Below are 13,722 nucleotides of genomic sequence, written 5' to 3'. Positions count from 1 at the left end.
CCATCAAAAACACCTCAGGAATCCGATGCCGCACCGCTATAAGGTCCGCGAAATCGCGCAGCAGTCCGGGCTGAGCGAGGCCACGGTCGACCGCGTGCTGAACGAACGTCCTGGCGTACGCGCGAACACCAGGGCCGAGGTCGAGCAGGCCATCGCGGACCTCGACAAACAGCGCGCGCAGCTGCGTCTGAATGGCAGGCGTTACCTCGTCGACGTCGTGATGCAGACACCGCAACGGTTCTCCGATGCGTTCCGGGCGGCGATCGAGGCTGAATTGCCCGCTTTCGCACCGGCCATGTTGCGCGCCAGGTTCCACCTGTGGGAGTCAGGGTCGACCGAGCAGATGGTCGAGGCGCTGAGCCGCATTCGCGGCAGTCACGGTGTCGTGCTCAAGGCGCAGGACGAACCCGCGGTGGCCGAGGCCGTCGATCGTCTGGTCGAAAGCGGTGTGCCCGTGGTGACCTATGCGACCGACATTCCCGCGAGCGCGCGGTGCGCATATGTCGGTATCGACAACCATGGAGCAGGGGTGACCGCTGCATATCTGATGCGCGAGTGGCTGGGGTCGGCGCCGTCGGACGTCCTCATCACGCTGAGCCGCGCTGTCTTCCGCGGGGAGGGTGAACGCGAGGTTGGATTCCGCGCGGCGATGCGCGGCAGCGGCCGGATGATCGTGGAAGTCAGCGACAGCGACGGTATCGACGCGACCAACGAGCGGTTGGTTCTCGAAGCGCTCGAGCGACATCCGCAGGTCGGAGCCGTGTATTCGGTGGGCGGCGGCAACACCGCCACGATCGCGGCATTCGAGAGGCTCGGGCGGCCCTGCAAGGTTTTCATCGCCCACGATCTGGACGTCGACAACAGAAAGCTGCTGCACGAGGGCCGGATATCGGTGGTCCTGCACAACGATCTGCGCGCCGACGCCCGCCTGGCGATGCGACTGATTCTTCAGCAGCAGGGTGCGTTGCCGGACGAGCCGGTGCGCCCAGTGCCCATCCAGGTCATCACTCCGTACAACCTGCCGCCGTAGCCGCCTGACGAGTGCTAGCACCGAGCTACTGATCGGTAGCAATTTCCTTATTAATGACACTGAGTGCCACGTGACGCAAAACACATTTTTGTCTTACAGCTACCATCGGTATGTGTCTTGACCAGCGGGTTCGACAAGTGGTCACCTGTACGTACCCCGCGAGTCGCGTGAAGGGCTGCCTAAGAGAAGTGCAATAATCGGTACTGCCAGTGACATCAAATTTCTGTGGACGTCCAGCCCATGGCGCGTCGCTTCGACTGCGACTGGGAACACGTTCGCCGGGATAGTTTGAATTTGGACGGAAGGCGGCGGTAGTGGTGGCCAACGGCAACGGGGCCAGCCCGGGCACCAGGCAGAAGCTCGAAAAGGTCGTCATCCGCTTCGCGGGCGACTCCGGCGACGGTATGCAGCTCACTGGTGACCGCTTCACCACCGAGGCCGCTCTGTTCGGCAATGACCTTGCGACGCAACCGAATTACCCCGCCGAGATCCGTGCGCCACAGGGCACGCTGCCCGGCGTGTCGTCGTTCCAGATTCAGATCGCCGACTACGACATCCTGACCGCGGGTGACCGCCCCGACGTCCTGGTCGCGATGAACCCCGCTGCGCTGATGGCCAACGTGTCCGACCTGCCTCGCGGCGGCCTGATCATCGCCAACTCCGACGAGTTCACCAAGCGGAACCTGGCGAAGGTCGGCTACGAAGCCAACCCGCTGGAGAACGACGACCTGTCCGACTACGTCGTGCAGGCCGTTCCGATGACCACGCTCACCCTCGGCGCGGTCGAGGAGGTCGGCGCGACGAAGAAGGACGGTCAGCGCGCCAAGAACATGTTCGCCCTCGGCCTGCTGTCGTGGATGTACGGCCGCGAGCTCGAGCACAGCGAGGCGTTCATCCGCGAGAAGTTCGCCCGCAAACCCGATGTCGCGGACGCGAACGTGCTGGCGCTCAAGGCCGGCTGGAACTACGGCGAAACAACCGAGGCGTTCGCCAGCACATACGAGATCGCGCCGGCCAAGCTGAAGGACGGCGAGTACCGCCAGATTTCGGGTAACACGGCGCTGGCATACGGATTGGTGACTGCCGGTCAGCTCGGCGACCTGCAGATCGTGCTCGGTACCTACCCGATCACCCCGGCGTCGGACATTCTCCATGAGCTGTCCAAGCACAAGAACTTCAACATCCTGACCTTCCAGGCCGAGGACGAGATCGCCGGCATCGGCGCTGCGATCGGCGCGTCGTACGGCGGTGCGCTGGGCATCACCAGCACTTCGGGCCCCGGTATCTCGCTGAAATCCGAGGCTATCGGCCTGGCCGTGATGACCGAGTTGCCGCTGATCGTCATCGATGTGCAGCGAGGTGGCCCGTCGACCGGCCTGCCGACCAAGACCGAGCAGGCCGACCTGCTGCAGGTGCTGTACGGACGCAACGGCGAGTCGCCGGTCGCGGTGATCGCGCCCAGTACACCGTCGGACTGCTTTGACGCGGCCGTCGAGGCTGCGCGTATGGCCATCAACTACCACACTCCCGTGATCATCCTGTCCGACGGCGCAATCGCGAACGGCTCTGAGCCATGGCGGATTCCGGATGTCAGCACGTACGAGAAGATCGAGCACACCTTCGCGAAGTCAGGCGAGCCGTTCCAGCCGTACGCCCGTGACCCCGAGACTCTGGCCCGCCAGTTCGCGGTCCCGGGCACCCCCGGCCTCGAGCACCGCATCGGTGGCCTCGAGGCGGCCAACGGTTCGGGCAACATCTCCTACGAGCCGAAGAACCACGACCTGATGGTGCGGCTGCGGCAGGCCAAGATCGACGGCATCGCGGTGCCGGACCTCGAGGTCGACGACCCGACCGGCGACGCGGAGCTGCTGATGCTCGGCTGGGGCAGCAGCTACGGCCCCATCGGCGAGGCGTGCCGCCGCGCTCGGCGTAAGGGCATCAAGGTGGCCCAGGCGCACCTGCGCAACCTCAACCCCTTCCCCGCCAACCTCGCCGACGTGCTGCGGCGCTACCCCAACGTGGTGCTGCCGGAGATGAACCTCGGCCAGCTGGCGCTGCTGCTTCGCGGCAAGTACCTGGTCGACGTTCAGTCCGTGACCAAGGTGGAAGGCATGGCATTTCTGGCCGACGAGGTCGAAGGAATCATCGACGCTGCGCTCGACGGAACGTTGAGCGACAAGGAAATTGACAAGGCCAAGTTCGCACGGTTGGCCGCGGCCACCATAGATACCGATGCGACTGGCGTGGGAGTGAACGCATGACTGACCTGATTGGTGCCGACCTCGGACTGACCTCTGGGATCAGCGGAGTGCCGCGCGCCGAGGAACCGCAGAAGGGTAAGGACTTCACCAGCGACCAGGAAGTCCGCTGGTGCCCGGGTTGCGGCGACTACGTCATCCTCAACACCATCCGCAACTTCCTGCCCGAGCTCGGGCTGCGTCGCGAGAACATCGCGTTCGTCAGCGGCATCGGCTGCTCGAGTCGCTTCCCGTACTACCTGCAGACGTACGGTTTCCACTCCATCCACGGCAGGGCGCCGACGATCGCGACCGGGCTGGCACTTGCCCGCGAAGACCTGTCGGTGTGGGTCGTCACCGGTGACGGCGATGCGCTGTCGATCGGCGGCAACCACCTGATCCATGCGCTGCGACGCAACGTCAACCTGACGATCCTGTTGTTCAACAACCGGATCTACGGCCTCACCAAGGGGCAGTACTCGCCGACCTCGGAGACGGGCAAGGTCACCAAGTCCACCCCGATGGGCTCGCTGGACTACCCGTTCAACCCGGTGTCGTTGGCTCTCGGTGCGGAGGCCACGTTCGTCGGCCGCGCACTGGACTCCGACCGCAAGGGTTTGAGTGAAGTGCTTCGTGGCGCAGCCGCGCACCGCGGCGCCGCACTCGTCGAGATCATGCAGGACTGCCCGATCTTCAACGACGGTTCGTTCGACGCGCTGCGCAAGGAAGGCGCCGAGGAACGACTGATCAACCTGACCCACGGGGAACCGATCACGTTCGGCGCCGACGGCGAATACTGCGTGGTGAAGTCGGGATACGGCCTCGAGGTCGCCAAGACCGCCGATGTGTCCGCCGCCGAGATCGTCGTCCACGACGCGCAGCTCCAGGATCCGGCGTACGCGTTCGCACTTTCGCGGCTGTCCGAGCAGAACCTCGATCACATGGTGATGGGCATCTTCCGGCAGGTCAGCAAGCCGACATACGACGACGCCGCCCGTCAGCAGGTCGCAGCGGCGCGGGACGCCAAGCCGCACGACACGGCGGCGTTGCAGTCGCTGCTCCGCGGCAAAGACACCTGGACCGTCGACTAACCTCACTGAGGTGACGTCCCCCGTGCCGCTTGCTGCGGTCATCCTTGCCGGCGGGGCATCCCGCCGCATGGGCCGAGACAAGGCCACCGCCGTCTTCGACGGCAAGACCCTCATCGAGAGGACGGTGTCGGCCGTCAGCCCTCGGTGTGCACCCGTCTTCGTCGTCGCAGCGCCGGGTCAGGCCCTGCCGAGCGTTGAAGCCGAGATACTGCGCGACGACGTCCGCGGCGTCGGCCCTCTGCTGGCGGCGGGCCGCGGGCTGCGTGCGGCCGCGGAGGCCGGTCTGGAGCTCGCCTTCGTATGCGCCGTCGACATGCCCCTGCTGTCCGCCGACCTGGCCGACGAACTCGTCGGCCCCGCCGTCCGTCTCGGGGCCGACGTGGTGCTGCCCTGGGACGGCCGTTCCCATTACCTGGCCGGGATTTACCGGACTGACCTGCACGAACGCGTATCCAAGCTGGTCGAGGCGGGGGAGCGCAGCATGCGGTCACTGGTCGAGACCGTCGACACACAGCGGGTCGTCATGCCCGAGCAGGCATCGCTGACCAACGTCAACACCCTCGAGGAGCTGAGGGACGCGGCGTCGCGGCGCATCGCTTAGCAAATGCGATTCTTTTAATTGCCCTTAATCGGGTGGCTTATTTCGCAATTCGGTGCACGGAATTGCGCCGGTATTTCGCGATGATTATCTCACTGCACGGCGGAGCTGTGCCTTCGAGCTATCGTCCGGCCATGTTCATGATGGTAGTGAATAGCACTGTATGACAGCATGTTTCGCGTGTCTCAGCCGACATTTGACGTTAATTTCGGCACTGGTGGGCACGAATTGCGTTCTGTGGCAGCGGTTGGATGGTGGGAATGCGGCCCGGATTGCCCGTCGTTACGGCCGATACGACCGCTGCGGTGGACCAAGGGGTCTGGATGGGCTCTGCCGGTTCGTGGGGAGCATCGAAAATAGTTCTGGCACAGCATATTAAGGCTACTGAACCTCGATACGTAGGCGAGTGCTCATGGATATTCATCGGGTGGCGCATTGCTGAAATAGCAAGTGCGACAGAAATATTGAATACTCACTCCTATCCCAACAAACGCGGCTACCGCCAGCGAACGGATCGGCAACTCAGCGCCTACCAGTGACTTCGCCGCTTGCACTGAATGTTTCGCGACATACTCGCCCCGATGGCCCATGCAGCTGTGGTGCGCCAGGTCACAAAATGCTAGTGAGATGGCTCACGGTGACCCCCCGGCGCCGCAAAATCCACACGCGCGTCAAACGCGCAGATGACCTGCGTGGACGCTGGTGCTCGTCCGCCGTTATCGGTCCGTGATCTGAGCGCGACACGTTCTTCACCGAAATGACTTTGACCAAACGGGTTTGTACGGTCCTAACAGCTTCTAACGGAGCAAATAATTCAAAAACCACGAACCTGCGTGTGAGTGGGGCCGGGGCGGTGACGACGCCGCCGACGGCCACCGGGCCTGATCGCCCGGCGAGGCGCTGCTTGCCTCCCGCTGCCGTACCTGACCGAGATGGTGCGGCCCATAACCCCGGCCTGTGAAGGCATCTGTCCGTGCGTCCGCGCATGGGGCTGGTTGGCGCGCGCTTGTCGAAAGGATCGAAGTTGAAGAACATCCGCAAGACGATTGGTCTGGCGACCTTCGCCGGCGCGCTCGCCGTGGCACCTCTGGCGATGGCGGGCTCCGCCAATGCGGACAGCGTCGACTGGGATGCCGTCGCGGCATGCGAGTCCGGCGGCAACTGGGGAACCGCGACCGGTAACGGCTACTACGGTGGTCTGCAGTTCACCATGGGCACCTGGAGCGCCAACGGTGGCAGCGGTTCGCCCCACAACGCCAGCCGTGAGGAGCAGATCCGTGTCGCGGAGAACGTTCTGAACAGCCAGGGCATTGGCGCCTGGCCCGTTTGCGGCCAGCGCGGCTAATAACACGTAGATCTTCTTTGAGGCGGTGTTCGGGCGATATGCCCGGGCACCGCCTCTACTTTCTCATAGGCCTCTTACGCCAGTTAAGTAACGAATAAAACTTTTGACGCTCCCGTAACAGGTGACGTTCATCACGCGAACTACCGAGTGACCGCATCGAAGCAAGCACAGCGCTTCACGCGGGCCTTGAGTTCAAACGGTCGGGGAAGGACCGCAGTGATGAATATTCGTAAGGTTGTTACCAAGGGCCTGTTGGCCGCCGCCACGTTCGTGGCGCTCGCGATCGTTCCGATGCTCATGTCCACCGCCACTGCGAACGCGGATTCGGTCAACTGGGACGCCATCGCCCAGTGCGAATCCGGTGGCAACTGGGGCATCAACAGCGGTAACGGCCATTACGGCGGGCTGCAGTTCAAGCAGGCGACGTGGAGCTCCAACGGCGGCGTGGGCAACCCCGCCACCGCCTCGCGGGCCGAGCAGATCCGCGTCGCCGAGAACGTGCTGCGCACCCAGGGCATCAAGGCTTGGCCGAAGTGCGGCCCCCGCGGCGCATCGCCCGCCGTCTGGAGCAACCCGTCTACGTCGATGCCGACCATGCCGTCCGCGCCTGCTGCCACCGCCACCGGCTGCGCATCGATGCCCTCCACCGGATTGTTCGGCTTCATCAACCCCCGCCAGATGTGCTCCGCGCTGCTCAACCCGCTGGGCGCAGCGTCGGCGACACGCTGAATTCGTTGCCCTGCGGGTCGACCCGCAGACCGGGATCGCCCTGCAGCGTCCACTGCCAGCGGTTGGGCACCACACGGTCGTCCTGGTTACGGACGAATTTCCAGATCAGGTGCTCCCAGCCGGACGCGCCGTACAGCCAGCGGGGCGTGCCGTCGGGCCCGCCGCGTACCTCGGCACCGACCACGTCGGCCCACCACGCAGCGAGATGCTCCGGTTCGTCACTGTCGGTACAGACCGCGAAGGCCCGCGCCGGCGGCCCATCGTCAAAGTCAGCGTCGTGGAACGCGCAGAACTCGTTGCCGTCGACGTCGGCGAGCGTGACCCAATCCGGATATTCGCCGAGAACTCTGGCGCCCAGAGCCACCAACGGAGCTATGTCGCGGACGTAGACATCGACGTGGACCCGGTTCTTCACGGTCTTTCGTCGTCGCTCCGGCCGGAATTGCACCAGAGCCCGCCGCGCGGGTGAACCGAGGGCGCCGGTCCAGAACGACTCCGCCGCAGCCGGGTCGGCGGCCTCGGCGAGCAGCGGCCCGAGAGCGATACTCACGTTGGGTGGATGTCGCGGTCGGTGGGGAGTGCGAACGCCGACCTTGCCGCCACCGCAGCCAGGTGCTTCGTTACCAGCGCTTCGGGTCCCAGGACGGTCGCGCGGCTCGCCGCGGCGCTGAGTAGCGGCGGCAGGTTCACGATCTGGCCGATCATCTTCGACTCGCGCACCAGCGAGCGCACCCGCGGGCGGCGGAACGCCGCGAAACGTCCGAACGCGACGGCCAGATCGTCCATCCTGCCGACGTAGTCCGCCAGGATCGCCGCGTCCTCGAGTCCTTGGCAGCCGCCCTGGCCAAGATGCGGCCGCATCGGATGCGCCGCGTCGCCCACGGCGACCACTCGCCCCCGGGACCATTGCCGGGCCGGGTCGCGGTCGTACAGGTCGTTGCGCAGCACACGTCCCGGGTCGGTCGCGGCCAGAACCGTGGGGATGGGCTGGGCCCAGGTGCCGAACCTCTCCTTGAGATAGTCCAGCTCGCCCTGCGGCGCGGTGCGTCCCTCAGGGGCGCGTTCGGTGGCGAACCAATAAGTGTTGTCCTCTCCCAACGGCACGTGGCCGAATTCGATGGCCGGCCCGAGGACCTCGCCTGCGAAGTCAGGGTCGATGCTGCAGTCGGCCACGCCGCGCCACGCGGTGTAGCCGACGTAGCGGTTGCCGAGCGGGCCGTTGAGGTGACGGGCCACCACCGAATGAGTGCCGTCTGCGCCGACGACCGCATCAACCTCGATCGCCGTCGAGCCGGCATCGGAGTCCGAAACCCCTACCTGCACACCGTTTGCGGTGGCCACCAGCGTGCGCGCCGAGACCCCGTATCGCAGTGTTCCCTCGGCGAGCGCACCGGCGAGCACCGACGTGAGGATGTTGCGGTGGATCACCACCAGCGGTTCCCCCAACGCCTTGACCAGTCGCTGCGGCGACGGGTGACGAAGCCAGGTGCCGTCGCGCCAGCGCAGTGCCCCCGCGGTGATCCGGCCGCCCGCGGCGCGAACCGCATCGCCAAGACCGATTTCGTCGAGCGCGGCCAGTGCATTTGGCCAGATGCTGATGCCCGCGCCGGACGAGGTGTCGGTGCGTTCCTCGATGACCGTGACGTCGTGCCCGCGCTGTTGTAGCGCGTTGGCGGTCGCCAGTCCGGCGATGCCCGCTCCGATCACCAGGATCCGCTTCGCCATCCGTCGAACGTAGCGTGCGGCCTCTACAGATCGAAGACGAGAAGTGTGCTGGTGGCCGTGGCGACGATGGCACCGGACGCGTCGGTCACCACGCCCTCGGAGAAGCTGACGCGAGAACCGGACTTCACGATCCTGCCGGTGGCGGTGAGGACGCCGCTGGCGAGGCGGACCGCCTTGAGGTAGTTCACCTTGATCTCGATCGTGGTGTAGCCCTTGCCCGCGGGCAAGGTGCTGTGAACCGCACAGCCAGTCACCGAGTCCAGCAGGGTGCAGACCAGCCCCCCGTGAATCGCACCGATCGGGTTGTAGGCGGATTCGTCTGGCCGGCAGGTGAATACGACGCGGCCCGCTTCGGCCTCGACGATCGCGAACTCGAGCAGCCCGCCGATCGGCGGCTGGGGGAGACGACCGTCTGCCATGGCCTGCAGATAATCGAGGCCCGCCATCGCAAGACCCTTGGCGGTGCTCGGCCCCGGCTCATGCCACGTGATGGTCTTCGAGCGCTGCGGCCCCCAGTCGGTATCGGTCAGTTCTGCGGTCATCGCTTGTCCTTCAGCTTGGTCATCGACGGGTAGTGGCGTTGGCGATCGGCATCGTCGAGGGCGACGGCGTGCACCTTGCCCCAGTCCAGGAGTGCGTCCAGGACAGGAATGAGTGCCTCGCCGGATTCGGTGAGCCGGTACTCGTAGCGAGTCGGACCGCTCTGGTAGGGCGACCGGGCGACGACCCCGGCGTTCTCCAGGGCCTTCAACCGGGCCGCGATGCGGTCGCGCGGTGCACCGGTACCCCGCACGATGTCGGTGAAGTGGGTGGCTCCCAATGCGATCTCCCGCACGACGAGCAGTGCCCAGCGCTCTCCGACGAGTTCGAGCGCCGCCGCGATCGGGCACGGTCTGCCAGGGAGTTCGGCAAGTGGCGGTGCAGGCGCTGAGGTCACACAGACACCTTCCCATGAGTAAGTTTGAAAATCAAACCATGTAGTGGCAACGGCCTGTGCTACGAACGACGCATGAGCGAGCCGACCCCTTTCGACGACCTCGACGCCTACGTCGCGCTTCCGCGTGTTTCGGGGCTGGCGGTGTCGGTGGACGGCACACGCGTGGTGACGACGATCGCGGAACTCAACGACAAGCGCACCGAATACGTCAGCGCCGTGTGGGAACTCGACCCCGCCGGGGTGCTGCCGGCGCGGCGGTTGACCCGTGGAGCCAAGGGCGAGTCGTCGCCGGTGTTCACCGCTGGCGGTGACGTGCTGTTCGTCGCGAGCCGGCCGAGCGAGACCGGTGTCAAAACGCCCGCGGCGCTGTGGCGCTTGCCCGCCGCCGGCGGCGAGGCGTTCGAGGCGCTGGCGTTGCCCGGCGGGGTCGAGGCGGTACGCACTGCGAGCGACGCCGACCTCGCGGTGGTGAGAGGGCCGATGATGCCGTCGGCTCGCAGCGTCGACGACGATCGCCGCGTGTGGGATCTGCGCAAGGACAAGAAGATCACCGCCATCCTGCACACCGGTTATCCGATCCGCCACTGGGACAAGGATCTCGGGCCCGGCGAACCCCATCTGTTCGGCACCGATCCCGACGGCGGCGCACCCAAGGACCTGACCGCGTCGCCGGGAAGTGCGTTGTGGGACTCCGACTTCGACGTCAGCCCCGACGGAGGGTTCATCGTCACCAGCTGGCAGCAGCCGGCCGCGGGCGCGTCGCAGCACGCCGTGTTGATGCGTATCGACACCGAGAGTGGCGAGCGGAGCGTGATCGCCGACGATCCCGACGGCGACCTGTGGAGCCCGGCGATCACACCGGACGGGTCGGCGGTCGCATACGCGCGCGAGTCCTATTCGACGCCCCATAGGGCACCACGAATCACGCTGCACTGCTTGCGCTTCGGTCATCACCCGGTCGACGTGGCGTCGGAGTGGGACCGCTGGCCGACCTCGGTGACCTGGTCCGACGACGGTTCGGCATTGATCGTGACCGCCGATCAGGACGGCCGAGCGCCCGTCTTCCGAATCGAACCGGGCGCCGGGACTGTCACGCAGCTGACGTTTGACGATTACGCCTACAGCGACGTCACCGCAGCGCCCGGCGGCGTGCTGTACGCGCTGCGCAGTTCCTATGCTGCGCCGCCGCATCCGGTGCGCATCGATCCCGACGGTGCGGTCGTCGAGTTGCCGTGCGTCGAGTTGCCTCGCCTGCCCGGCACGCTGACCGAGGTCCAGGCGACGGCCACCGACGGCGCACGGGTGCGCTCATGGCTGGTGTTGCCCGACGGCGATGCGCCCGCACCGCTGCTGCTGTGGATCCACGGCGGGCCGCTCGGCAGCTGGAACGTGTGGTCATGGCGATGGAATCCGTGGTTGCTTGCCGTGCGGGGCTACGCGGTGTTGCTCCCCGATCCCGGGTTGTCCACCGGGTACGGACAGGACTTCATCCAGCGGGGTTGGGGGGCGTGGGGCAGCGCACCGTACGGCGACCTGATGGTGGCCACGGACGCTGCCTGCGCACACCCCCGCGTCGACGCCAACCGGACCGCGGCGATGGGCGGATCGTTCGGCGGCTACATGGCCAACTGGGTTGCCGGACACACCGATCGGTTCGACGCCATAGTGACCCACGCGAGCCTCTGGGCGCTCGAGCAGTTCGGCGCCACCACCGATGCGTCGTACTACTGGATGCGGGAGATGACGCCGGAGATGGCCGCAGCGAATTCACCACACCACCACGTCGCACAGATATCCACCCCGATGCTGGTCATCCACGGCGACAAGGACTATCGCGTACCGATCGGAGAGGCGCTGCGCCTGTGGTTCGCCCTGCTGACCGAATCGCGTCTGCCCGCTGCGCAGGACGGCACCAGTCCGCACCAGTTCCTGTACTTCCCGTCGGAGAACCATTGGGTGCTCAGCCCGCAGCACGCCATTCTCTGGTATCAGGTGGTCACCGCGTTCCTGAGCCGTCACGTGCTCGGTGAGGACATCGAGCTGCCGGACACGCTCGGGTAGCGTCGCGGCCGTGACCACGCAACGCGAGTTCGACATCGTCCTGTACGGGGCAACCGGTTTCGTCGGGAAGCTGACCGCCGAATACCTTGCCAAGGCCGGGGGTGATGCCCGCATCGCGTTGGCGGGCCGGTCACAGGAGAAGCTGCTTGCGGTGCGGGAGACGCTGGGGGACACGGCGCAGGCCTGGCCGATCATCACCGCGGACGCGTCGCAGCCGTCGACATTGGATGCGATGGCCGCCCGAACGCAGGTGGTGGTGACCACTGTCGGGCCGTACGCCCGATACGGTCTGCCCCTGGTGGCGGCGTGTGCGGCCGCAGGCACGGACTACGCCGATCTGACGGGTGAGACGCTGTTCATCCGCGAAAGCATCGACCTGTACCACAAGCAGGCCGTGGACACCGGTGCGCGCATCGTGCACTCGTGCGGATTCGATTCGATCCCTTCGGATCTCACCGTGTTCGCCCTTTATCGCCGTGCCCAGGAAGACCGGGCGGGCGAACTGACCGACACCAACCTAGTTGTGCGGGTCATGTCCGGTGGCTTGTCGGGAGGCACTGTCGCGTCGGGGATCGAGGCCTTCAGCGCGGTGTCATCGGACCCAGAGGCCAGGCGCGTGATGAACGACCCCTACACACTGACGCCCGACCGCACAGCCGAGCCCGAGCTCGGCAGGCAGCCCGATATCCGGTGGGGCCGCGGCCGCACCATCGCCGACGCGCTCGACGGATATTGGCTGGCGCCGTTCGTCATGGCGGGGGTGAATTCACGAATTGTGCGGCGCAGCAATGCCTTGCTCGATTACGCGTATGGCAGGCGGCTCGAATACGGCGAGCTGATGAGTATGGGGCGCTCCGTCGTGGCACCGGTCGTCGCGGCACTGGCGACCGGTGGGAATGCCGCGGCCACCGCGTTGGGCAGTCGCTTCTTCAACCGCGTGCCCCGCGGCCTCGTCGACCGCATCGCGCCGAAGCCCGGCACAGGTCCAAGCGAGCAAGCACGTGAGAACGGGCACTACACCGTCGAGACGTTCACTACGACCACGACGGGCGCCCGCTACCGCGCACGGCTGTCGCAGCGTGGCGACTACGGGTACAAGGCGACGTCGGTCCTGCTGGGCGAGTGCGCGCTGGCGCTGGCACTCGACCGTGATCGGCTCGCGGATCTCCGCGGTGTCCTGACGCCCGCGGCGGCGATGGGGGATGCCTTGCTGGCCCGATTCCCTGCGGCCGAAGTGTCGCTGGAGACCACGCGACTGAATTGATTGACACGGAGCAGAACGCCTGTGCTCCAACATGATTTGGACTAGCGTTATTCGAATATCCCAGCGATGAAGGTGGCCGGATAATGGCTGGTCTCGATGATCTCTACGCACAAATCCCGGTACAGGACATTGCGAACAAGCTCGGCGCCGACGAGGGCGAAGTCAACAACGCGATTCGGACCCTGGTGCCCGCGCTGGTCGGCGGACTGGCCGAGAACGTCCAGGCCGATCAGATCGATTCGAGCGACCTCGAATCCGCCGTCGCCGAACAAGGCGCGAGCGGTCTGCTCGACGGCGGTGTCACCGTCGACCAGGTCGATGCGAGGCAGGGCGATCAGTTCGTCGCGAAAATCTTCGGCGGCAACGACAGCGGCGCGGTGGCCTCGGCGCTGGCAGGCAAAGGCGCAGGCGGGGGCGACCTGATCAAGCAGCTGCTGCCGATCCTGGCGCCGATCGTGCTCGCCTACATCGGCAAGCAACTGTCCAAGGGCTCCGCGCCCGCCGGGCCGCAGCAGGCACCCGGCGGCGGCGGGCTCGGTGACATTCTCGGCAGCATTCTCGGCGGCGCCGGTGGTGGCGGCGGTGGCGACAACCCGCTCGGCAGCATCCTGGGCAGCGTGCTTGGCGGGGGCGGCAGCGGTCAGAACAACCCGATCGGCGAGATTCTCGGCGGCCTGCTCGGCGGCAAGAAGTAACCGGCGCTCC

The 13,722-nt window shown here is 66.1% G+C and carries 11 protein-coding genes and 2 pseudogenes; 9 read left to right on the top strand and 4 right to left on the bottom strand.

Annotated elements, in window-relative coordinates:
- Positions 1 to 25: 25 nt before the first annotated feature.
- The 6 genes and pseudogenes from AB4Z42_RS10050 to AB4Z42_RS10025 form a co-directional block, all read left to right on the top strand.
- Complete coding sequence (locus AB4Z42_RS10050; protein ID WP_442009021.1) at positions 26 to 1,030, top strand: LacI family DNA-binding transcriptional regulator; 1,005 nt, start codon at positions 26 to 28, stop codon at positions 1,028 to 1,030.
- 314 nt (positions 1,031 to 1,344) lie between these two features.
- Positions 1,345 to 3,291: a 2-oxoacid:acceptor oxidoreductase subunit alpha gene (locus AB4Z42_RS10045; RefSeq protein WP_442009020.1), complete on the top strand. Its 1,947-nt coding sequence runs from the start codon at positions 1,345 to 1,347 to the stop codon at positions 3,289 to 3,291.
- Positions 3,288 to 4,358 (top strand): 2-oxoacid:ferredoxin oxidoreductase subunit beta, encoded by a 1,071-nt coding sequence (locus AB4Z42_RS10040; protein ID WP_442009019.1) that lies wholly within the window; start codon positions 3,288 to 3,290, stop codon positions 4,356 to 4,358. Before AB4Z42_RS10045 ends, AB4Z42_RS10040 begins: the two co-directional genes overlap by 4 nt.
- Positions 4,359 to 4,368: 10 nt before the next feature.
- The gene (gene mobA / locus AB4Z42_RS10035) at positions 4,369 to 4,959 is read left to right on the top strand and encodes a molybdenum cofactor guanylyltransferase (RefSeq protein ID WP_442009018.1); all 591 of its coding nucleotides are present in this window, start codon (positions 4,369 to 4,371) and stop codon (positions 4,957 to 4,959) included.
- A 1,108-nt stretch (positions 4,960 to 6,067) separates the two neighbouring features.
- Positions 6,068 to 6,301: pseudogene (locus AB4Z42_RS10030) on the top strand (transglycosylase family protein); the annotation flags it as partial.
- Between the two features lie 318 nt (positions 6,302 to 6,619).
- A pseudogene (locus AB4Z42_RS10025) lies at positions 6,620 to 6,850 on the top strand (transglycosylase family protein); the annotation flags it as partial.
- Positions 6,851 to 6,995: 145 nt separating this feature from the next.
- Here the strand turns inward: AB4Z42_RS10025 and AB4Z42_RS10020 are convergent.
- From AB4Z42_RS10020 to AB4Z42_RS10005, 4 genes are read right to left on the bottom strand one after another with little or no spacing between them, the layout of a single operon-like run.
- Positions 6,996 to 7,580, bottom strand: coding sequence for a VOC family protein (locus AB4Z42_RS10020; RefSeq protein WP_442009017.1), 585 nt, complete (start codon positions 7,578 to 7,580; stop codon positions 6,996 to 6,998).
- Entirely contained in the window at positions 7,577 to 8,755 is a 1,179-nt protein-coding gene (locus AB4Z42_RS10015; protein ID WP_442009016.1) for an FAD-dependent oxidoreductase, read from the bottom strand. The genes AB4Z42_RS10020 and AB4Z42_RS10015 overlap by 4 nt, the downstream gene beginning before the upstream one ends.
- 23 nt (positions 8,756 to 8,778) lie before the next feature.
- Positions 8,779 to 9,297, bottom strand: a complete 519-nt coding sequence (locus AB4Z42_RS10010) for a PaaI family thioesterase (protein ID WP_442009015.1) — start codon at positions 9,295 to 9,297, stop codon at positions 8,779 to 8,781.
- A complete protein-coding gene (locus tag AB4Z42_RS10005) occupies positions 9,294 to 9,692 on the bottom strand; it encodes a winged helix-turn-helix transcriptional regulator (protein WP_442009014.1) in 399 nt (132 codons plus the stop codon). The genes AB4Z42_RS10010 and AB4Z42_RS10005 overlap by 4 nt, the downstream gene beginning before the upstream one ends.
- Before the next feature lie 72 nt (positions 9,693 to 9,764).
- Here AB4Z42_RS10005 and AB4Z42_RS10000 point away from each other — a divergent pair, with 72 nt between their 5' ends.
- The 3 genes from AB4Z42_RS10000 to AB4Z42_RS09990 all read left to right on the top strand — a co-directional run bounded on the left by AB4Z42_RS10000 (position 9,765) and on the right by AB4Z42_RS09990 (position 13,712).
- Entirely contained in the window at positions 9,765 to 11,753 is a 1,989-nt protein-coding gene (locus AB4Z42_RS10000; RefSeq protein ID WP_442009013.1) for an alpha/beta fold hydrolase, read from the top strand.
- 10 nt (positions 11,754 to 11,763) lie between these two features.
- On the top strand, positions 11,764 to 13,017 hold the full coding sequence (locus AB4Z42_RS09995; RefSeq protein ID WP_442009012.1) for a saccharopine dehydrogenase family protein: 1,254 nt from the start codon (positions 11,764 to 11,766) through the stop codon (positions 13,015 to 13,017).
- Positions 13,018 to 13,100: 83 nt separating this feature from the next.
- Positions 13,101 to 13,712 (top strand): DUF937 domain-containing protein, encoded by a 612-nt coding sequence (locus AB4Z42_RS09990; RefSeq protein ID WP_442009011.1) that lies wholly within the window; start codon positions 13,101 to 13,103, stop codon positions 13,710 to 13,712.
- Positions 13,713 to 13,722 lie beyond the last annotated feature (10 nt).

This window comes from Mycobacterium sp. 2YAF39 (assembly GCF_052114565.1).
Taxonomy (GTDB): domain Bacteria; phylum Actinomycetota; class Actinomycetes; order Mycobacteriales; family Mycobacteriaceae; genus Mycobacterium.
The sequence above is the reverse complement of the archived record's forward strand: the minus strand, read 5'-3'. Positions and strand labels throughout refer to the sequence as shown.

Coding starts and splice junctions, on each gene's coding strand:
- AB4Z42_RS10015 (WP_442009016.1), bottom strand. CDS start 8,755: ATGGCGAAGCGGATCCTGGTGATCGGAGCGGGCATCGCCGGACTGGCG.
- AB4Z42_RS10000 (WP_442009013.1), top strand. CDS start 9,765: ATGAGCGAGCCGACCCCTTTCGACGACCTCGACGCCTACGTCGCGCTT.
- AB4Z42_RS10050 (WP_442009021.1), top strand. CDS start 26: ATGCCGCACCGCTATAAGGTCCGCGAAATCGCGCAGCAGTCCGGGCTG.
- AB4Z42_RS10040 (WP_442009019.1), top strand. CDS start 3,288: ATGACTGACCTGATTGGTGCCGACCTCGGACTGACCTCTGGGATCAGC.
- AB4Z42_RS09990 (WP_442009011.1), top strand. CDS start 13,101: ATGGCTGGTCTCGATGATCTCTACGCACAAATCCCGGTACAGGACATT.
- AB4Z42_RS10010 (WP_442009015.1), bottom strand. CDS start 9,297: ATGACCGCAGAACTGACCGATACCGACTGGGGGCCGCAGCGCTCGAAG.